Source organism: Mogibacterium kristiansenii, from assembly GCF_009695905.1.
GTDB classification, from domain to species: Bacteria; Bacillota; Clostridia; order Peptostreptococcales; family Anaerovoracaceae; genus Mogibacterium_A; species Mogibacterium_A kristiansenii.
The window spans coordinates 18181-38363 of sequence record NZ_VUNA01000003.1 but is presented as its reverse complement, the minus strand read 5'-3'; the positions used below and the strand labels follow the sequence as shown (position 1 = coordinate 38363).

Annotated in this window: 15 protein-coding genes; 11 read left to right on the top strand and 4 right to left on the bottom strand. The window is 51.9% G+C overall.

The window, feature by feature from the left end; translation table 11 throughout:
• Window positions 1–158: 158 nt before the first annotated feature.
• Entirely contained in the window at window positions 159–1097 is a 939-nt protein-coding gene (locus tag FYJ65_RS02160) for a hypothetical protein (protein WP_154553715.1), read from the top strand.
• Window positions 1098–2217: 1120 nt separating this feature from the next.
• On the opposite strand, the gene FYJ65_RS02155 is transcribed toward FYJ65_RS02160, so the two are convergent.
• Complete coding sequence (locus tag FYJ65_RS02155; RefSeq protein ID WP_154553714.1) at window positions 2218–2748, bottom strand: cysteine hydrolase family protein; 531 nt, start codon at window positions 2746–2748, stop codon at window positions 2218–2220.
• 246 nt (window positions 2749–2994) lie between these two features.
• Here FYJ65_RS02155 and FYJ65_RS02150 point away from each other — a divergent pair, with 246 nt between their 5' ends.
• Window positions 2995–3477: a hypothetical protein gene (locus FYJ65_RS02150; RefSeq protein WP_154553713.1), complete on the top strand. Its 483-nt coding sequence runs from the start codon at window positions 2995–2997 to the stop codon at window positions 3475–3477.
• A gap of 23 nt (window positions 3478–3500) precedes the next feature.
• Complete coding sequence (locus tag FYJ65_RS02145) at window positions 3501–3878, top strand: hypothetical protein (RefSeq protein ID WP_154553712.1); 378 nt, start codon at window positions 3501–3503, stop codon at window positions 3876–3878.
• 114 nt (window positions 3879–3992) lie between these two features.
• Here the strand turns inward: FYJ65_RS02145 and FYJ65_RS02140 are convergent, their stop codons facing one another.
• A complete protein-coding gene (locus tag FYJ65_RS02140; protein ID WP_154553711.1) occupies window positions 3993–5303 on the bottom strand; it encodes a DUF1015 domain-containing protein in 1311 nt (436 codons plus the stop codon).
• Between the two features lie 206 nt (window positions 5304–5509).
• On the opposite strand from FYJ65_RS02140, the gene trkA reads away from it, so the two are divergent.
• The 6 genes from trkA (at window position 5510) to FYJ65_RS02110 (ending at window position 15935) form a co-directional block, all read left to right on the top strand.
• The gene (gene trkA, locus FYJ65_RS02135; protein WP_154553710.1) at window positions 5510–6895 is read left to right on the top strand and encodes a Trk system potassium transporter TrkA; all 1386 of its coding nucleotides are present in this window, start codon (window positions 5510–5512) and stop codon (window positions 6893–6895) included.
• On the top strand, window positions 6885–8351 hold the full coding sequence (locus tag FYJ65_RS02130) for a TrkH family potassium uptake protein (protein WP_154553709.1): 1467 nt from the start codon (window positions 6885–6887) through the stop codon (window positions 8349–8351). The genes trkA and FYJ65_RS02130 overlap by 11 nt, the downstream gene beginning before the upstream one ends.
• A 122-nt stretch (window positions 8352–8473) precedes the next feature.
• The gene (locus FYJ65_RS02125) at window positions 8474–10069 is read left to right on the top strand and encodes a helicase HerA-like domain-containing protein (RefSeq protein ID WP_154553708.1); all 1596 of its coding nucleotides are present in this window, start codon (window positions 8474–8476) and stop codon (window positions 10067–10069) included.
• Window positions 10070–10333: 264 nt separating this feature from the next.
• Window positions 10334–13297, top strand: a complete 2964-nt coding sequence (locus FYJ65_RS02120) for a DEAD/DEAH box helicase (RefSeq protein WP_154553707.1) — start codon at window positions 10334–10336, stop codon at window positions 13295–13297.
• Window positions 13298–13307: 10 nt separating this feature from the next.
• The gene (locus FYJ65_RS09830; RefSeq protein WP_154553706.1) at window positions 13308–14939 is read left to right on the top strand and encodes a (deoxy)nucleoside triphosphate pyrophosphohydrolase; all 1632 of its coding nucleotides are present in this window, start codon (window positions 13308–13310) and stop codon (window positions 14937–14939) included.
• Between the two features lie 123 nt (window positions 14940–15062).
• Window positions 15063–15935: an FKBP-type peptidyl-prolyl cis-trans isomerase gene (locus tag FYJ65_RS02110; protein ID WP_154553705.1), complete on the top strand. Its 873-nt coding sequence runs from the start codon at window positions 15063–15065 to the stop codon at window positions 15933–15935.
• A 577-nt stretch (window positions 15936–16512) separates the two neighbouring features.
• On the opposite strand, the gene FYJ65_RS02105 is transcribed toward FYJ65_RS02110, so the two are convergent.
• Together FYJ65_RS02105 and FYJ65_RS02100 are read right to left on the bottom strand one after the other, a co-directional pair.
• A complete protein-coding gene (locus FYJ65_RS02105; RefSeq protein WP_154553704.1) occupies window positions 16513–17415 on the bottom strand; it encodes a cation diffusion facilitator family transporter in 903 nt (300 codons plus the stop codon).
• A 186-nt stretch (window positions 17416–17601) separates the two neighbouring features.
• Window positions 17602–18594 (bottom strand): flavodoxin family protein, encoded by a 993-nt coding sequence (locus FYJ65_RS02100; protein WP_154553703.1) that lies wholly within the window; start codon window positions 18592–18594, stop codon window positions 17602–17604.
• A gap of 344 nt (window positions 18595–18938) precedes the next feature.
• Between FYJ65_RS02100 and FYJ65_RS02095 the strand changes: the two genes are divergently transcribed.
• Together FYJ65_RS02095 and hypB are read left to right on the top strand one after the other, a co-directional pair.
• Complete coding sequence (locus FYJ65_RS02095; RefSeq protein ID WP_154553702.1) at window positions 18939–19508, top strand: TetR/AcrR family transcriptional regulator; 570 nt, start codon at window positions 18939–18941, stop codon at window positions 19506–19508.
• The gene (gene hypB / locus FYJ65_RS02090) at window positions 19501–20172 is read left to right on the top strand and encodes a hydrogenase nickel incorporation protein HypB (RefSeq protein ID WP_154553701.1); all 672 of its coding nucleotides are present in this window, start codon (window positions 19501–19503) and stop codon (window positions 20170–20172) included. The genes FYJ65_RS02095 and hypB overlap by 8 nt, the downstream gene beginning before the upstream one ends.
• Window positions 20173–20183: the final 11 nt, after the last annotated feature.

Here is a 20183-nt window from a genome sequence, read left to right as displayed (position 1 = left end):
GCACGTCTGCCCGCAGGTGACAGCAGCGGTTTGTATTTAATAAGTACAATCTCACAGAAAGTACTGCATTGTGTGAGAAAAAGTTTAAAAGTATGTCGTATGAAATTTTACCTTCTTAGCAGTATGTGCCATACTGAAGAAAATACAAGGAGGCACATATGATTTGTAAGGATATCAGTTTTATTGAAAAGGTTTTGTCAGAACAAGAACTCTTGAAAAGTAAATGTGAGAATAAATTGTATTCCCTCCGGGAATACAAGGGACAACTTTTGAAAGTCGGTTATACAAAAGGACATCCGTATTATTCGGCATATTTTCCGGGAGAAGCAAAGCATTATTTGGGAAAAGAAACGCATCCGGATGTTTTAGGAATTCGAGAATACAGATTATATGAAACTCTATTAACTTTAGCTGAAGGGAATATTGAAGCGGCAGAGTATTTTCTGAGTCATTTTGTACCAATTTCGAACGAGGAACTATTAAAAGTGCTTCCGAAACATTATATTCCATCTACTTTGAATGGTGCTATGGAGTGCAGTGATGCGAAAACGCTTCTGCTTAAAGATTTGCAGCACCTGAAAGATATTTGTCCGGTTCCACATCCGGAATCGTTGCAAGTATCAACGGTAGACGGATCTTTCGTGCGAAGCCGCTCAGAATCATTGACGTACAATTTACTGCATTCATATGGGTTGGATTTTTTCCATGAGCTACCAATATATATAAATGGCCGATATATTTATCCGGATTTCACAATTGTGCATCCGTTTGAACCGATTCTTTACATCATAGAACATTTGGGACTTTGGTTTAAGGATGATATTGGTGAAAAATACAGTTCTTCATTCTATCAAAAGTCTCTTATTTATGAGGAAATGGGATTCTCGCCGGGTGTAACATTGTTGTTGTCTTTTGAAAACTCAAAAAGTGGCCCGGACTTGGAAAGTCTCGCTAAAATCATTGAACAAACCTTCGGAAGAGTTCCGACAGCACAAGCTCGCAAAATTGGAATAACAGCAGAAGATTTTCTGAAATCCCAGACGGAACATTTTCCTGAAAATATAAGAGAATCCTTTGCGACGATTTCTATCCGCTAAAGAGCAGAAAAAGCGGCCCGGGCCCCGGTTCGGTTCGCGCACGCCTGCCCGCAAAGGCAATGAACTCGGTTTTCGAGCGCGAACCCTGTGCCGGAAGAAAGCGAAAAAGCGGCCCGGGCCCCGGTTCGGTTCGCGCACGCCTGCCCGCAAAGCCAATGAATTCGGTTTTTGTGCGCGAACTTTGTGTCGGGAAAAGAGGGAAATAGAGCCCGGGCCTCGGGGAGGTTCGCGCACGCCTGCCCGCAAAGCCAATGAATTCGGTTTTTGTGCGCGAACTTTGTGTCGGGAAAAGAGGGAAATAGAGCCCGGGCCCCGGTTCGGTTCGCGCACGCCTGCCCGCAAAGCCAATGAACTCGGTTTTCGAGCGCGAACCCTGTGCCGGAAGAAAGTGAAAAAGCGGCCCGGGTCCCGGTTCGGTTCGCGCTCGCCTGCCCGCAAAGGCAATGAACTCGGTTTTCGAGCGCGAACCCTGTGCCGGAAGAAAGTGAAAAAGCGGCCCGGGTCCCGGTTCGGTTCGCGCACGCCTGCCCGCAAAGCCAATGAACTCGGTTTTCGAGCGCGAACCCTGAGCCGGAAGAAAGCGAAAAAGTGGCCCGGGCCTCGGGGAGGTTCGCGCTCGCCTGCCCGCAAAGGCAATGAACTCGGTTTTCGAGCGCGAACCCTGAGCCGGAAGAAAGTGAAAAAGTGGCCCGGGCCCCGGTTCGGTTCGCGCACGCCTGCCCGCAAAGCCAATGAATTCGGTTTTTGTGCGCGAACTTTGTGTCGGGAAAAGAGGGAAATAGAGCCCGGGTCCCGGTTCGGTTCGCGCACGCCTGCCCGCAAAGCCAATGAACTTGGTTTTCGAGCGCGAACCCTGTGCCGAAAGAAAGCGGAAAAGCGGCCCGGGCCCCGGTTCGGTTCGCGCACGCCTGCCCGCAAAGCCAATGAACTCGGTTTTCGAGCGCGAACTCTGTGCCGCAAAAAATGAAAAAGGAAAATGCCAACCGTTCCGTGGCATTTTCCTTCTCTTTTTCATATTCCCCCGGAGGGTCGGCACTATTTCCCGGAGGGTCGGCACTATTCCCCCGGAGGGTCGGCACTATTTCCCGGAGGGTCTGCACTAATCCCCGGAGGGGCGGGACTATTCCACCTCAATCTGGCAGACCTTCATGGCGTTCAGTGCATTCCGGTGCTGCTCTGGGGTGACGCCGGCACAGCATTTTTCCAGGACACGGATTGGGGTTTCCGGGAAGGCTGCTTTGAGAATCATGGCGTTGGAAATCACACAGATATCCGTGCACAGACCTACTAGGGTGATGGAAGAAATCGGATCCTCATCGTCCTCCAGGAGTTGGATGCATTTTGGCAGTTCCAGAGAACCGAAAGATGGTTTGTTCAGCTCCATCACGGTGTCCGGCACGTCGGCGGCTTCCGCGATGACCGGGTTCAGCTCCCAGCCCTCTGTGCCCTCCACGCAGTGAATTACCGGCAGATGCTCCCCTTCCTGGGTATGAAGGTAGAACTTCTGGTGCGTGTCCCGGGTGCAGATGACCGGTCCGTTCCAGTTTCGAATGGTTTCCGCCACCGCCGGCACGATGGCTTCCGCCTCCTTGGTGCCCAGCACGCCGTCCACAAAATCATTTTGCATATCTACAACAATCAGAAAATCCATGATATATTCCTCTCTCCATTGAATTGATACCGTTTGCAGCGAGGCCATCGAACAATTCACAGCGCCTCGTTTCCTCTAAATTATATCGAGGGTAAAAAGAAATAACAACCCCCAATCGATTCCGGCATTCTGCAGGGACTTTTCTCCTCAAAAGTTTGACAGCATGCCCCTGCAAGTGGTAAAATCAGCCCGTTGCGGGACTTCACGAAAAAGAATCCCGCCGGAAATCGAGAGGAACTTATATTTATGACAAAAAGTAATTTTTTGCTGATTAATCGGAAGCCGCAGGTGCTGGAGGAAGTGATTCCGGGGGAGAAGGGTCTGATTTTTCTGGGAAAGGACCGGCACATCCTGGATCACGGGGTTTTGGTCATGGATTCGGGCGTTCGGGCTTGCCTGTATTGCGATGACGTGCGCAACCTGACATTCCTGGTGGACCGGCCGGGCGCTTACGGCATTGAGACACTTATTTTTGCCGCAAAAGAAAAATACGAGAAGGTGCGGGATACCATCAAGAAGGATTATCCGAAGCTGGAGATGAGCCCTCAGAACAAGAAGCTGAACCGATACGCGGAACGGCTGATGGAAAAGCTGAAGGACGGTCAGGAAGTGCGAATTGTGGATGCCGTTCGGGCGGAGGATGTGATTATCTGTCCGGAGTGCGGGGTGCAGTGCGCACCGGGGGGCCAATATTGCATGGAGTGTGGCGCGGAACTACCGCAGAAGTAGAGGAAGAGCTAGGAGAGTTGAGAATGAGAAGATTGTATAGAGAAGATAAGCCGAAGTTTTACACCATCGTGATGGCGTTCTGGGTGGCCCTGGGCACATTTGGGATTTTCCGGGGATGGAGCACCTTGAGCTTGGTGATGTGCGCCAGCATGGCGGCGTCAGCCTTCCTGTTCATCGGAACGTCTAAGAAGGATGCGGAATGGATTGCGGAGCACGGCGATCCGGATGAGTATGAGAAGAAGATGAAGCAGCTGGAAAAAGAAGCGGCGCTCCGTGCGGCGCAGGAGGCGGAAGCGGCAGAGGCTGCGCCGGAGTTTGCGGAGATGCCGGAACATCCTTTTGTGGACGCCGAGGGCGAGATTGAGGAAGCCGTGGATGCGGATTTTGAGGTAGAGAAGTAGAGAAATAGGAGAGACGCTGTGGACGAGAGTTCATAGCGTTTTTTTATAAAAAAACGGATAATCACGTCCCCGTGATTATCCGCCCTCTTAACTTGCATCAAAGAAATTACTAAATTACTTTCCGATGTATCTGCTCTCGATGTAGTATCTCTTCTCGTTGGCTTCGCCCATGGAGAAGGTCTTTCTTGGCAGCGCGCCGTCTGCGGCAACTGCCGGGAAGAGCATGAATTTATCCATTGCCGGGAGGTAGAAACCTGCGTTGCCCGCTTCCTTGGACAGGGACTCTACGGCTTTGGAACCGTGGATGTAGTCGATGTCTGCATCCTCTCTTTCCTTAACGATAACGTCCAGTGCGTTCTGGAGTGCACCTACTTCCAGCTTGTTGGCTGGATCGGTTACAACGATGGTTCCGCGCTGCTCGTCGGTAACGTAAGGGATTGCGAACTCACCTTCTTTTGCCTGATATCCGTCTTCTGCCAGGTGCGCACCGCCGTTCTCCTGCTGCAGCAGTTCAACGGTCTCGTTTACCAGATCCATGCCGGACTGGCCCTTCTTTGCGAAGATTACACGGTGAATCGGTTCGAATACGATGCCCTCATCGTGGATATTTTCAATTTCGCACAGCGCATAGCGAGCCGGATGATTCTCCGCTTCTTCCGGAGTCAGGGTCTTCTTCAGGTTCTCCCACATGGTCTTTGCGGTTGCCAGGGAGTGGTTTCCGTCGCCCATTGCTTGGAAAATCACGTTGCCTTCGCCATACTTCTCAACGGCTTTGTCGAAGAGTACGGACAGGGCATCCTTTGCGCCTTCCAAATCCTTCTCTGCGATGAAGGAACCGGTGATGTGTCCGCCCTCCATCATCAGGTCGGTATCATATACCGGAGTCTGAGGTGCGTTCACCAGCGGCTCGATAACGCTCTTGTCCGGGTCGTCAATCAGGATCAGGATGTGCGGCATCTCGATTGGAGCACCTTCACGGATGCGCAGACGAGGTGGGATTCTTTCGATTACGGTGCCTTCGGTTGCGCGGGTCAGGGAAGTGGATCCCTTGCTGAAGTCATATGCTTCCAGATCCGTAGCGATTACCAGACCGGTACGGGTACGTCCCTCAGCGGTTCTCTTGATGAGCATACAGCCCGGCTCCAGAGTGCGGAGAGTACCGTCTGCCAGATACTGATCCATGGTCTTGCGGATGTCTGCGGACTTCTCCGCTTCCGCTTCTTTTCCCAGGAAAATTTCCGGAAGCATCAGGCGAAGAGTGGATGGTGCATCTCCAACGATTTCTTCTACCTGTTTCCAATATTCCGGTTCCGAAGTGTACTGGTCACAAGCAACTACTGCCCACTTGCTGTAGTCGGTGCCTTCCTTTGGAAGCATGATTTCCGGAATATGGAATCCGAACGTTCCCCAATCATATTTAGCCATAATTAAGTCCTCCTGTTAGTTATGAAATCACAATGAGCGTCAAATTGCTCACACACAATATATTATGTATTAAATCGCATAGAATTTCAACTGAAAAAACTCAGTAAAAATAAGGATTTTACGAGAATTTTGTCGCTACCGGCACGGTTTTGTGTTATCATCTACAGTATGCCTAAAGAATACTTATTTCAGGAGGATATATAAATATGAAGATTATTGTTGCCGGTACCGGTAAGGTGGGAAACCTTCTGGCGGATCAGCTCACGAGAGACGGGCACGATCTGGTGGTAATCGATAAGGATTTTGCCGCTTTGGAAGCGGCTTTGGAGCAGTATGATGTGATGTCCATCGAGGGCAACAGTGCATCGATGAGCGTTCTTCGCGCCGCCAACATCGAGCAGACGGATCTGTTGATTGCGGCCACCGGTGAAGATGAAACCAATCTGCTCACCTGTCTTACGGCAAAAGGGTTGAATCCGGACATCACAACCATCGCCCGGGTTCGCTCCCCGGAATACATGGAAAGTACGGATATGTTGGAGGAACAGCTGGGGCTGTCCCTTACCGTCAATCCGGAATTCCAGACCGCTCACGAAATCATCAGTCTCCTTCGGTACCCGGGATTCCTGAGCCGGGAAGAATTCGTCAACGGACTGGTAGACCTGGTGGAACTGCACGTTACCGCCGGCAGCCCGATTTGCGACAAGCCGCTGTACAAGATTGCGGATATCGTGAAATGCCAGATTCTGGTATGCGTTGTGGCTCGCCGGGACGAGGTCATCATTCCTTCCGGTGAATTTGTTTTACAGGAGGGAGATCACGTGTACGTCACCGCTTCCGCCAGCAACCTCACCACACTGCTGCACAACTTGAACATCGTCACCAAGCGCATTCGGAACGTCACCATTACCGGCGGCGGACGGATTACCTACTACCTGGCCAAACGGCTGGAGGACGACCGCATCGGCGTGAAGATTATCGAGCAGCGGAGAGACCGTTGTGAGTACCTGGCAGACCGTCTCCACGACGCCACCATCATTCAGGGGGATGCCTCCAAAGAGTCGGTGCTGGACCGGGAACACATTGAGAAAGCAGATGCTTTTATCTCCATGACCGGAATGGACGAACTGAACGTCATTACGTCTCTGTACGCCAACGAGCTGAAGGTGCCGAAGGTGGTCACCAAGCTGGGCCGGGGAGAGAATCTTTCCCTGATTGCCAACATGCCGGTGGGCAGCGTCATCACGCCGAAGATTCTTTGCGGCAATACTATTCTTCGATACGTGCGGGCCATGCAGAACGGATCCGATGCAGCGGAGACCTTGCACTCCATCGCCGGCGGAAGAGCGCAGGCGTACGAGTTCAAGGTGAACGAGGACACCTTGCATTGCAATGAACCGCTGAAGGATATTGAATTTAAAAAGAACATTCTTCTGGCCACCATCACGAGGGACCGGAAGATCGAGTTCCCGGGCGGAAACAGCTACTTCCAGCCGGGAGACCGTGTAATCGTGGTATCCAACGGATCCATGCCGAATATACAGCTGAACGATATTTTTGAGGAGGATAAAGAGGAAAAGGATGAATTATAAGATAATGATGCGGGTGTGCGCCTGGATTCTCGTCATCGAGATCGGGTGCATGACACCGGCCCTGGGAGTTGCCATCTACACGGGGGATCAGATGGCCGTTATCGGATTCATCGGCGCCATGGCGACGGCCGGCGCCATGTCCTTGTTGATGTATGCCGGCTCCGTGCGGCGCCGGATGAATTTCTACGCCAAAGAGGGAATGCTGGTAACCGCTTTTGCCTGGATTCTTTTGAGTATCGTCGGGGCACTGCCTTTCTATCTGTCCGGACGAATTCCGGGATTTGTGGATGCCCTGTTCGAGATTATTTCCGGTTTCACCACCACGGGAGCGTCGGTGGTGTCGGATGTGGAGGGCCTGGGCAAGGGATTGCTTTTCTGGCGGTCCTACAGCCACTGGATTGGCGGAATGGGCGTGCTGGTGTTCTTCCTGGCCATCATTCCTTCGGCTCACAAAGGCGAGGGATATTCCCTTCACCTTCTGCGGGCGGAATCGCCGGGACCTTCCGTGAACAAAATGGTCCCGAGAATGCGGGATACGGCCACGGCCCTGTATCGAATCTACGTGGTTCTCACCGTAATCAACATCGTGCTGCTTCTTCTTTCGGGAATGAAGCCTTTCGATTCCTTCTGCATCGCATTCGGAACCGCCGGAACCGGAGGTTTTGCGGTACTGAACTCCGGATGTGCGGAATACACGCCGATGGCCCAGTGGATTACCACGGTGTTCATGCTGCTGTTCGGCATCAACTTCAGCGTGTACTACATGATGGCCCACAAGCGGTTCAAAGAGGCAATTAAAGGAGAAGAACTGAGGGTGTACCTGTTCATCGTGTTCGCCAGCATCGCCGGTATCGCGGCCAACCTGATGCGTTCCGGAAGCACGCATCCGCTGGGCAAGAACGTGCGGGATGCGGCCTTCCAGGTGGCATCCATCATCACCACCACGGGTTTTTCCACCGCGGACTTCAACCTGTGGCCGGATTTCTCCCAGGCCATCCTGATCTGCCTGATGTTCGTGGGCGCCTGCGCCGGCAGTACCGGCGGCGGCATCAAGGTTTCTCGAATTTTGATTTTATTCAAATCCGCCAGACGAAACCTCCACAACGTATTCCATCCGGAGGAAATTCGGACCGTGCGGATTGACGGAGAGCGGGTCAGCGAGAAGACCATTCAGCACGTTCAGGCTTACCTGGCACTGTACGTGTTCATCATTATCGTCAGTTTCCTGCTGGTGTCCCTGGACCCGAAGGAATTCTCCATGACCACCAATTTCTCGGCGGTAATGGCCACCTTTAACAACATCGGACCGGGCTTCGATGCGGTGGGACCGATGTCCAACTTCTCGGCGTACGGCGATTTCTCGAAAATCGTCATGTGCATCGATATGCTGCTGGGCCGTCTGGAGATCTACCCGATCCTCACCATGCTGGCCTACAGCACCTACAAGAAAGCGTAGAATACGGCAAAAACAACGAGCGGCGACTCCATACGGGGCGCTGCTCGTTTTCTGTTGCGCCGATTCGAGGGAGCACGTATAATGATGAAAAGAAGCATTGACGAAAGACGGAGGATGACGTTATGTACGAGAATGGAAGAATATATATGGGCCTGGCGGGGGACAAGCGGGTGGAAATGGTGCTGAAAATGTGCAACCGCCACGGGCTGATTTCCGGCGCCAGCGGTACCGGCAAGACGGTCACCATGAAGGTGATGGCGGAATCCTTTTCCGATGCGGGCGTGCCGGTGTTCATGTGCGATGTAAAAGGAGATGTGGCGGGCATCTGTGCACCGGGGCAGAGCACGGAGGATATGGAGAAGCGCATCGACCGTTTCGGCCTTCGGGAGACTTTTACTTACCGGGAATATCCTACCACCTTCTGGGATATCTATCAGGAGGGCGGTCACCCCATCCGGGTCACCGTCAGCGAGATGGGGCCGGAGCTTCTCAGCCGGATTCTGGGTCTGACAGATGTGCAGGAAGGCATCCTTCACATCGTGTTCCGCATCGCCGATGACAAGGGCCTTCTGCTGACCGACCTGAAGGATCTGCGAGTCATGCTGAACTACGTGAGCGAGCACCGCTCGGAATACATGATGACCTACGGAAACATTACGCCTCAGTCGGTGGCGGCCATCTTGCGGGCATTGCTGCCTCTGGAGCAGCAGGGCGGCGACCTGTTCTTCGGAGAGCCGGCCCTGGATATTCAGGATTGGATCCGCACTGATGCCGAGGGCCGGGGCATGATTAACGTGCTGGACTCGGTGAAACTGGTGCAGAATCCGACGCTGTACGCCACTTTCCTTCTGTGGCTGCTGTCGGAGCTGTTCGAAAGTCTGCCGGAATCCGGCGACCTGGACAAGCCGCGCCTGGTATTTTTCTTCGATGAGGCGCACACGCTGTTCCGAGATGTGCCGAAGGTGCTGCTGCAGAAAATCGAACAGACGGTGAAGCTGATTCGCTCCCGGGGTGTGGGGGTGTATTTCGTGACCCAGAGCCCGAGTGATATTCCGGATACTGTGCTGGCTCAGCTTTCCAACCGGGTGCAGCATGCCCTGCGCGCCTACACGCCGGCGGAACTGAAGGCGGTGCGTACCGCCGCTCAGACTTTCCGTGCCAATCCGGAATTCAAGACGGAGGATGCCATCCTGGAGCTGGGCGTGGGGGAAGCGCTGACCTCCTTCCTGGATGAAGAGGGCGTGCCGACGATTGTGGAGCGTACGAAAATCTTCTGTCCCCAGAGCTCCATGGCGCCGCCGGATCCCATGTTCCGTTCCAAAGCCATGTTGCACGACGGCATGGAGAAATACGATGACTACGTGGACATCGAGTCCGCCTACGAGGTGTTGACTGCAGAGGCGGTAAAAGCAGAGACCGCCGCGGAGGAGGAGGCCGACCGCAAAATCCGAGAAAAAGAGGAAGCGGTGGCAGAGAAGCAGCGCCTGAAGGAGGAAGAGGCGGCGAAAAAACGCCTTCAGAAATTAGAAGATGAGGAGCGGCGCCGCCAACAGAAGCTGGAGGATCAGGCCCTTCGCAAGAAGGAGCGCCAACAGGAAAAAGCGGAAGCCGATGCCCGCCGCAGAGCGGATCGGATTGAAGCCGAGCTGCTGGCCGTGGGGGCCAGTGTCCTGACCCGGGGCCTGCTGGGGGTACTGCAGAATCAGTCGAAGAAATAGAAGTTATAGGTGCAAAAACATAGGTGCAAAAAGGCAGATTCCCACACGAAAGGTGTGGGAATCTGTCTTTTTGGGTGTATTGGTTAGACGGCTTTGCAGACGGTGAGAGGTCATGTTGGCGCCTTGCTGCCCGCAAAGCCTTGATTCTTCGTCGAGTCACGCCAACATGAGGAAACAGACCTTTCTTGAGCGCATTACCGGCGCTGTGATATAATAACCCTGTATAACCGTAAAAAATATTTGAACAGAGGAGCAGCGTAATATATGCAAAAGAATGAGAATCGAAATTCAAGTATAGAAGAGCTGCGCAAAGGCTTTCGCACTGCTTTTATCGATGGAGAATACAATTCGAATCTGGCATATCGGCCGGAATTCTTGTCGAACAATGCGGCAGAGGGGAAGAAAGTGCTGTCCGCGATTGAGAGCGAACTTCTGCGGTGCGATGAATTCGCCATCAGCGTGGCGTTCATTACCAACAGCGGAATTGAGCCTTTTATGCAAACGTTCAAGGAATTAGAACACCGAAATATTCCGGGAAAGATTCTGACCACAAATTATCTCAATTTCAGCGATCCGAAAGCCCTTCGCCGTCTGTCAAAGCTGCAGAATCTGGAAATTAGAATGTATGTCACGGACGATGAATCGGAAGGTTTTCATACCAAGGGTTATCTTTTCCGGAAAGATGAAATGTACCGGGTAATTGTGGGCAGCTCCAATATGACTTTAGGGGCGCTGACACGGAACCGGGAGTGGAATACCAAAATGGTATCCACCGAGCAAGGCGAGTTCCTTACCGAAATCCGTCAGGAATTCCAGCAGCTGTGGACCTCGGAGCGGACGCGGAGTTTCGAAGATTTTATTGATAAATATGAACTGCTGTACAGGGAGATTCAGAAGCAGAAGAAGGTGGCGACCCAAGGGAAGGCCATCGATTTGTTGGGATATCAGCTAAAACCAAATTCGATGCAGCTGAACTTCATCCAGAATCTGCAGAAGCTTCGGGAAGAAGGAGAGAATCGAGCACTGCTGATCTCTGCCACGGGTACCGGAAAAACCTACGCCTCCGCATTCGCGATGCGAGATGCGGCGCCGGGGAAAGCCCTCTTTATGGTGCACCGGGAACAAATTGCGAAACAGGCGCTGAAGAGTTATCAGCGAGTATTGGGAAAATACAAGCCGGACGGAAGTCCAATTCGGTATGGCTTATTGTCCGGAAATGAAAAGGATTACGATGCGGACTATCTCTTTTCCACCATGCAGATGATGTCCAAAGAGGACGTGTTGGAGAAGTTCAGACCGGAGGAATTTGATTTTATCTGTATCGACGAGACGCATCGCGCCGGTGCGGAAAGCTACCAGCGGATTTTGGAGTACTTTAAACCTCAGTTCCTGCTGGGTATGACTGCGAGTCCGGAGCGAACGGACAATTTCGATATCTTTGATTTGTATGACTACAATATTGCCTATGAAATTCGACTGCAGCAGGCACTGGAAGAGAATTTGCTGTGCCCGTTTCACTATTTCGGCATTACGGATTTGGAAATCGATGGAGAAACATTTGACGATGAATCCGGCCTTCGGAATTTTGTCAAGCTGGTGAGCGATGAGCGCGTAGATTATATTCTGAAACAGGTGGAATATTTTGGCTACAGCGGGGACCGGGTGAAAGGCTTGGTGTTCTGCAGTCGGAAGGATGAGGGCGAAGAACTGGCTCGGAAATTCTGTCAGCATGGTTATCGCGCCCGGATGCTGTCGGGAGATGATTCTCAGGCGGTGCGAGAAGAAGTGATCGATCGGCTGGTGAGCGATACTCGAGAGGATTACCTGGACTACGTGTTCACGGTGGATATCTTCAACGAAGGTGTGGATATCCCGGAGGTGAACCAGGTGGTGATGCTGCGCCCGACCCAATCACCAATCGTATTCGTGCAGCAGCTGGGCAGAGGCCTGAGAAAGTCGGATGATAAGGAGTTCGTGGTGATATTGGACTTCATTGGAAATTATAAAAACAATTTCATGATTCCGATTGCGTTGTCGGGCGACCGGTCCTACAACAAGGATACGATGCGTCGGTATGTCAGCGAAGGGGCCAGGGTGATTCCGGGAAGTTCCACCATTCACTTTGATGAGATTTCGAAAAAAAGAATCTATCAGGCAATCGATTCCGCGTCAACCAATGATCTGAAAACATTGAAGGAAGCGTACAGCAACTTAAAACAGAAGCTGGGGCGGATTCCAAAGCTGAAGGATTTCTATGATTACGGAACCATTGATGTAACGAAATTCTTCGATAAGCTGGGATCCTATCACGAATTTCTCAAGAAGTACGAGGCGGATTACACGACGGAGATGAGTGCGAAAGAAGAGGAGATTCTGCAGTTCATTTCCCGGAAACTGGCAAAGGGAAAGCGAATTGATGAATTGATTGTCTTAAAGGGGTTGTTGGAAAATGAACCGCGAATTCAGCAGTACTACAAGAAATTTATGAAAATCCGGTACAAAACAGATGTGCAGGATGTGGTAACTCATTCCGTGCTGCGAAATTTAACAAACGAATTCGCAAGAAATGAAGATCAAAAGAAATTTACAGCCTGTGTTTTTTTAAAGGAGGACAAAGAAAACTATGAAATTGCGTCGGAATTCCATCAATTGCTTTCTCACCCGGAATTCCGCTCCGCAGTTACCGAACTGGTGGATTTTGGTATCGAGCGCAGTTATCGAGAATACGGAAATCGATACAAGGATACGGCGTTTCAGCTATACGCAAAATATACCTACGAAGATGTATGCCGTCTTCTGAACTGGGAGCAAAACCTGACTGCGCAGAATATCGGTGGCTATTTTTATGATAAGCGAACGAAAACCCTTCCGGTATTCATCAATTACGATAAAGCGGAAGATGCGATTGCATACGAAGACCGATTTGTTACGCCGGATCATTTGATCGCATTGTCGAAGCGCCCGCGAAAGATAAATTCCAGCGATGCCGATCATATTTATAAACGAACCGCGGAAGATCAAGACAATCGTATTTTTCTTTTTATTCGGAAAGACAAAAATGATAACGAAGCGAAGGAGTTCTACTTCTTGGGCGAGATCTATGCAGAGGGCGATCCGCAGCCGATTCAGATGGCGCAGTCCAAACGCGATGCGTTTGAAATCAACTATCGGTTGGATCGGCCGGTGCGGGACGATATCTATGAGTACATCGTAGAGGAAACGGTGTAAAGGAGAAATCATGAATAAAAAAACAATATCCGTTGTGGCAGCGGTAATCCGGGACGGCGAGCGGGTGTTCGCGACTCAGCGGGGATATGGAGAATTTAAGGATGGCTGGGAATTCCCCGGCGGAAAAATCGAGCCGGGCGAAACAGCGGAAGAGGCTTTGGTACGGGAAATTCGGGAAGAGTTGGATACCGAGATTTCTGTGGGAAAACTGATTGATCGGATCGAATACGATTATCCGACGTTCCATCTGAGCATGGACTGTTTCTGGTGCGAAATCCTGTCTGGAGACTTGGTGCTGAAAGAAGCAGAGGATGCAAAATGGCTGACCAAGGAGACGCTGGACAGCGTGGACTGGCTGCCGGCGGATATCACCCTGATTGAACAGATTCGGGAAGAATTGGACATGGATACGAAGAAGACAGAGACACCAAGGGATATCGACTCGAAAATTATCAATGTAGTAAACGCAATGGATTTTTCAGACAGTTTTGCTGTAGAAGAAATCTCTGAACGCGCACTGAACAAGGCCAAGAAGATTCCGATATCAAATCTTGCGTTGTTGGGGACCGCTTTTTCGCAGATGTCGGAAGCCGCCCGTACAACCGTCACAACGGTCACCAGTGAGATAAAGATGGAGAATTTGTTTGTGGGAATTTGGCCGGAAGGTGCCAATGGGAGATTGTCTATCAATGAAAGTGGTGCTACGGTGGGCAATATTATGGGAGAGAAAGGCATTGATTCACGGATGAGGTTCAAGCCAATCGGAGAAGTCCCTATGGAAAATATAATAACTTCCATTAAGTCAATAGATCCCACAATGATGGCGGTAGCCGTGGCACTGATGGAAATTAACAAGAAGCTGGATGGAATCCAGAGCAGCATCGATGAGGTGCTCCGGTTCCTGGAAACCGACAAGCAGGCGAAGCAGCGGGGCAATCTGCAAACCCTTGCGGAAATCATGGAAGATTTCAAGCGAAAAGGGAACGATGCGGATTTCTGCAAGATCAAAAATCACACGGTACAGGAAATTCAGCGGGACGCGAGACAAGACATTGAATTCTACAAAACGAGAATCGAAACGGCCGTAAAGGAGAAAAAGACCTTTCATTCGCAAAAGGACGTCCGCAAATATGTGGGTTCCATTACGACGAGTTTTGCCGAGTATCAGCTGGCCTGCTATCTGTATGCGTACAGCACATTCTTAGATACCGTTCTGCGAAAAGATTTTGTGGAAGGGTCTATCGACAGCTGCCGCAACAAAATCACTCGCATTGCGGAAGACTATGATGCGCTGTTCCGGGAGTGCCGCGCGCAGATTGCATCTTATCAAAGAAGTTCCGTCGGGAATAAAATGGTGGGCGGCATCGGCAAAACCGCCGATACGCTGGGCAAAGCCATCCGAAGCATTCCGGTAATCGAAAAAGGTCCGGTGGACGAACTGCTGCTGGACGCCGGGGATGTTCTGCGGGATGCGAATAAAGACACCGTCAAAGCCCAAGTGAACAATCTGGAAGTTCTTGAGAACAACCGGATGGGTGATTTCCTGAACGGAATTGGCGTCGTGGGTGCGCTGTGCAACCGAAAGAGTGCAATGATAACGGATGGAATGAATCTGTACGTTTTTGACTCGGAAACTGTGTAGTCGTGTTTCAGGATAGTCATTGAGCCGCCGGCCGGAATCCTGTATAATGAAACGAGTACGGAAACGGTACGAAAGCGGATGATATGATGAATTGTATTTTTAGGAAAAGGAAGGTAATGGTACATGAAAATTGCAGTAACATACGATAAGGATAACGGAACCGTATTCCAGCATTTTGGACATTCCGAAGCGTTCAAGGTATATCAGGTGGAAGATGGCGAAGTGGGTGCCGGTGAAGTGATGGGTACCGACGGTGCCGGACACGAGGCGCTGGCAGGCGTGCTGAAGAATCACGACATTGACGTGCTGCTTTGCGGCGGCATGGGAAGCGGTGCGCAGGCGGCGCTGGCAGAGGCCGGAATCGAAGTGTGCTCTGGTGTGACCGGCGATGCGGATCAGGCAGTGGTAGATTATCTGGCGGGAAAGCTGGAGTCTGCGGGCGTGAACTGCGATCACCACGATCACGAGCACGGCCACGATGAAGAGGGCGGCTGCGGACACTGCGGCGGTGGTTGCGGAAGTTCTTGCGGCGGCTGTGGAAGCCAGGAGCTGCAGATTCTTTTCCCGGGAAAGAATGCCGGCAAGAAGGTAAAAACACATTACGACGGAACCCTGAATGACGGCACGAAGTTCGATTCCTCCTATGACAGAGGGGAACCGCTGGAATTCGTGTGCGGCGTGGGCATGATGATTCCGGGCTTTGATAAAGCGGTTGTGGAAATGAATCCGGGAGACGTGGTGAATGTTCACCTGACGCCGGAAGAAGCATACGGCGAGAGAACGGAACAGGCGATTTTCACCGTGGAGCAGAGCCAGATGCCGGGCTGCGAGCAGTTCAACACCGGCGACAAGGTGTTCCTGCAGAATGCGTTCGGACAGCCGTTCCCGGCAGTAATCGCAGCGAAGGACGAGACGACCATCACCTTCGATGCCAACCATGAGCTGGCCGGCCAGGAGCTGAACTTTAAGATTGAGCTGGTGGAAGTAGCAGAATAGGGATAATTGAAAGTGAAAAGAGAGAAAAGCACCGAGCAGCGATTGCGCTGCCCGGTGCTTTTTTCGCATGCGTGGGGAGAGGAGGCCGCTGGGCGGTCGGGAGGGTGAGGTTGCGCGTCTGCTGGGCTTGAGCCGCCGGATGGCAGAGACTTGGTGCACGAACCACCGCAAAGCCTTGTTCTTCCGTTTCCTTTGCACCAAGTTTTAGGCCATTTTCGACGCGCGGTCGGCGGGGACTTGGTGCACGAACCACCGCAAAGCCTTGTTCTTCCGTTTCCTTTGCACCAAGTTTTAGGCCATTTTCGACGCGCGGTCGGCGGGGACTTGGTGCACGAACCACCGCAAAGCCTTGTTCTTCCGTTTCCTTTGCACCAAGTTTCAGGCCATTTTCGATGCGCGGCCGGCGGGAATGTGAAGAGTTTGCTCCCCGAAACGGAGGCACAAGGCCTAGCGGGGAGCGGGGAGCAAAGAGAGGAGGCCGCCGGGCGCGCATAAAACACCCTCCCTCCTGGGTGTCCAGGAAAGAGGGTACATATCACATTGGCGGCTCGCTTTTGCTATCCTTCTTATTTAATTTTTAAGCCGGGTTCACGTGAACCATGCAGTGTTTTACATTTGGGAAATCCTGTTCGATATCGTCGTGTACCTGCTGAGCGATATCGTGGGCTTCATACAGGGTCAGGGAACCTTCCGCCCGGATTTCCACATCCACGTAGATCATGGAACCGAAATCCCGGGTTTTGAGGGAATCGATGCCTTCCACACCGGGAACGGCGAGGATGGTTTTCCGGAGGGCGTTGACCACCGGATCGCTGCAGGCGTGATCGGTCATCTTGGAGATTGCATCCAGGAAGATATCGAAAGCTGCTTTTAGGATAAAGAAGCTGATGATGACGCTGGCCAGAGGGTCCATGATTGGGAAACCCAAGCGGGCGCCCAGGATACCCACAAAACTTCCCAACGAGGACAGGGCGTCGGAGCGGTGGTGCCAGGCATCGGCCATGAGGGCCGAGGAGCGGATTTTCTTGGCGTTGATTCGGGTGTACCAGAACATGCCTTCTTTGGTGACGATGGAGATGACGGCCGCAGCCAGGGCCAGTTTGCCGGGAACGGTGAGGTGCAGGTAGCTGCTGCCCACGATGTTCCGAAGACCCTCAATGCCAATCGCGGCGCCGGTGAGTCCCAGCATGACGGACAGCACGATGGAGGCCACGCATTCGAAGCGGTCATGCCCGTATGGATGATTCCGGTCCGGGGCTTTGCCCGCCATCTTGACGCCAATCATGACGATGATGGTGCTGATGACGTCCGACGCGGAATGGATGGCATCGGAAATCATGGCGCCGGAGTGGGCGACGATTCCCGCAACCAGTTTGAATGTGGTCAGAACGATATTCAGTGCCATGCTGCGGGCGGACACCCGCATGGCGATGGTTTCGTTTTCTTTCAGTTGAGCCTGATTTCGGCTTTCTTTTTTCATTTAAAACACTTCCTTTTTCGAGCGTATATATAATTATAATTCTTGTATTCTATACCTCGGACACCCTGTTAGACAAGAAAAACCCGAAATTGTTTTTAGAATAGAACGAAATAGAACGAAGAGAAAGGATGCTGCCGAAGCAGCATCCTTTCTCGAAAGGTATGTGTGTTATAGGTAGGTATTTACTTAGTTGTTCTTGGATGGGGATGGAGTCGGTTCGCATACTGCGGTGTAGTGTGCTTTACGAGCCTTGAACTCCGGATCCTTGTACAGGTTCATCAGACGCCCCTCGTTCTCAAAGATATCGTCGCCGTGGGCTTTTTTGCCGGAGATGGTATCGTGAGCGTGCCATTCGGTAGCCGGGTCGAACTCCAGCTTGAACGCGCCATCCTTGATTTTCAGCGTACCCTGCAGGCCGCACAGCTCGCACTCTGCGGTTGTGGTACCCGGATAGATGTAGAACGCATTGCCCTGGCAGTGCGGACATGCACCTTCCTTACCTTTCCAGTAGGACTTTTCGGTCAGCTCTGCGATTGGGAATTCGTGGCAGTTTGCATTGTCTTCAATAATCTGCTGTGCTGCCTCCACCAGGTTGCGGCCGATTTCCTTCATGCGCTCTACCTTGTCGTCCTGCATGATTACGTCCTTGGACCAGGAGAAGAAGTCGTTGTCGATAACCTTCCAGCCCGGACTCATCGCCAGCATTGCGTGGTCGGTCTCAACACGAACGGCCCAGTCGGATCCGCCGATGCCTACGAAAGAGCATGCCTTCTGCTGGAAAAGTCTGTCCGGAAGACCTTCTTTGCCGGCTTCTTTCATCTGCATATTTGCGCCGAAGAGCAGACCGGTATCGTGTCCCGGACCCATACGGTCGGTGATGATGTGGAAGAGACCGGATGCGCCGGATTCGTAGATCGGGTCTACGAACAGGAGACCGTCTGCCTCAACCATCTTCTCATACAGTGCTGCAAAATCATCCTTGCGGGTGCATATCATGCCCTTGCCGGTTACCAGACCTCTGGAACATGCAACGCAGCCGGAGCAAGTCTGGATGTCCCAGTCAAACAGGTGGATAAATTCAATTTCCGCACCCATCTTCTGAGCTTCTTCCAGAGCCACGCGGCACATGGTGTCGTTATTTCCGTTTTTGGTTCCCAAGGATACGCCTAAGATTTTCATATTAATTCCTCCATAGCTCGAATACTGTGTTAAAATATTTACATTTTGTAATATGAATATACATTAAAAAATGTCTGCAAACAAGCGGAAACCCTTGAAATTGCTATACATCATAGGTTATGGAATGCATGATTGAAGGGTTATAGTACAAAACGAGCCGGAAAAGCCGCAGAATTCCGGGAAAATTTAATCAAAAAAATAACGAAATCTATTGACCGGGCGGGTACGCGGTGATACAATCGAGGAAACTGGGAAACCAAAAACGGTTTCCGGGTTTCCGTCAAATATTGCAGGTTTCCGGATTTTGCAGTATTGCGGAGTGGGAGAGATATAGAGGAGGAAACATGACGGCAGAACTTAAGGAACGGATTGTGGATGTGGCTATCGAAGAATTTACGTTGATGGGCTTGAAATTCACGATGAACGACATCGCCAGACAACTCGGAATCAGCAAGAAGACAATCTACACTATTTTTGACAGCAAGAAAGATGTGCTGGAGGGGATTGCCGACCGGTATTCAGCGGATTTTCGCCGCATGCAGGAGGACATCGAGGCGGACCGAAGCCTGAACAACAAGCAGAAATTCGAACGAATTCTGCTGGCCCTTCCGGCGAAGTATTACAACATCGGTCTGAACCGAATCTACGAGCTGTCCGACAAGTATCCGAAGCAGTACAAATATCTCATGGCCGCGGTGAACATGGGATGGCAGATTGCGGAGAAATACCTTCGGGACGGCATCCGGTGCGGGGAGTTCAAAGAGGTGTCAGTTCCGGTGTTCATGTCCATGGTAAGGGGTACCGTTGAGCGCTTCATGCAGAGCAGCGTGCTGTATGACAATGGGATGACCTACGAACAGGGGAAGCAGGAAATGGTGAGAATCTTAATGAAAGGAATTGAAGCAAATGAGTGAGGTTCGAATTATTGAAATCAAGGAAAGCGTTTTCGCCGACAACGACCGGCAGGCGGATGCGCTGCGGCGGGAGCTGAAGTCCGACAAAGTCTTCCTGATGAATCTGATGTCCTCTCCGGGCTCGGGTAAAACCACGGTGCTGGGACGCACCATCGACGGTCTGAAGGACCGGCTGCGAATCGGGGTGATGGAGGCGGATATCGATTCCGATGTGGATGCCCGGACCATTGCGGAAACCGGAGTGAAGGCCATCCAGCTGCACACCGGCGGCATGTGCCACCTGGATGCGGAGATGACCCGGCAGGGACTGGAAGCGCTGGACGTTCGCGACCTGGATCTGGCGATTCTGGAGAACGTGGGAAACCTGGTGTGCCCGGCGGAGTTCGACACCGGCGCCTCCGCCAACGTGATGATCCTCTCCGTGCCGGAAGGACACGACAAGCCTCTGAAATATCCCCTGATGTTCCGGGTGTGCGATGCGGTGCTCATCAACAAAATCGACGTGCTGCCGTATTTCGATTTCGATATGGAGCGGGTGGAGGAATACATCCACATGAGAAATCCGGACGCGAAGATTTTCCCGGTGAGCGCCAAAACCGGCGAGGGAATGGCGGCCTGGACGGATTGGCTGGAAGCCAGAGTTCGGGACTGGAACGAAGTGTAATACAGGGAGGT

Coding starts and splice junctions, on each gene's coding strand:
- FYJ65_RS02100 (WP_154553703.1), bottom strand. CDS start 18,594: ATGAAAATCTTAGGCGTATCCTTGGGAACCAAAAACGGAAATAACGAC.
- FYJ65_RS02140 (WP_154553711.1), bottom strand. CDS start 5,303: ATGGCTAAATATGATTGGGGAACGTTCGGATTCCATATTCCGGAAATC.
- FYJ65_RS02160 (WP_154553715.1), top strand. CDS start 159: ATGATTTGTAAGGATATCAGTTTTATTGAAAAGGTTTTGTCAGAACAA.
- FYJ65_RS02110 (WP_154553705.1), top strand. CDS start 15,063: ATGAAAATTGCAGTAACATACGATAAGGATAACGGAACCGTATTCCAG.
- trkA (WP_154553710.1), top strand. CDS start 5,510: ATGAAGATTATTGTTGCCGGTACCGGTAAGGTGGGAAACCTTCTGGCG.
- FYJ65_RS09830 (WP_154553706.1), top strand. CDS start 13,308: ATGAATAAAAAAACAATATCCGTTGTGGCAGCGGTAATCCGGGACGGC.
- hypB (WP_154553701.1), top strand. CDS start 19,501: ATGAGTGAGGTTCGAATTATTGAAATCAAGGAAAGCGTTTTCGCCGAC.
- FYJ65_RS02155 (WP_154553714.1), bottom strand. CDS start 2,748: ATGGATTTTCTGATTGTTGTAGATATGCAAAATGATTTTGTGGACGGC.
- FYJ65_RS02105 (WP_154553704.1), bottom strand. CDS start 17,415: ATGAAAAAAGAAAGCCGAAATCAGGCTCAACTGAAAGAAAACGAAACC.
- FYJ65_RS02125 (WP_154553708.1), top strand. CDS start 8,474: ATGTACGAGAATGGAAGAATATATATGGGCCTGGCGGGGGACAAGCGG.
- FYJ65_RS02120 (WP_154553707.1), top strand. CDS start 10,334: ATGCAAAAGAATGAGAATCGAAATTCAAGTATAGAAGAGCTGCGCAAA.
- FYJ65_RS02145 (WP_154553712.1), top strand. CDS start 3,501: ATGAGAAGATTGTATAGAGAAGATAAGCCGAAGTTTTACACCATCGTG.
- FYJ65_RS02095 (WP_154553702.1), top strand. CDS start 18,939: ATGACGGCAGAACTTAAGGAACGGATTGTGGATGTGGCTATCGAAGAA.
- FYJ65_RS02130 (WP_154553709.1), top strand. CDS start 6,885: ATGAATTATAAGATAATGATGCGGGTGTGCGCCTGGATTCTCGTCATC.
- FYJ65_RS02150 (WP_154553713.1), top strand. CDS start 2,995: ATGACAAAAAGTAATTTTTTGCTGATTAATCGGAAGCCGCAGGTGCTG.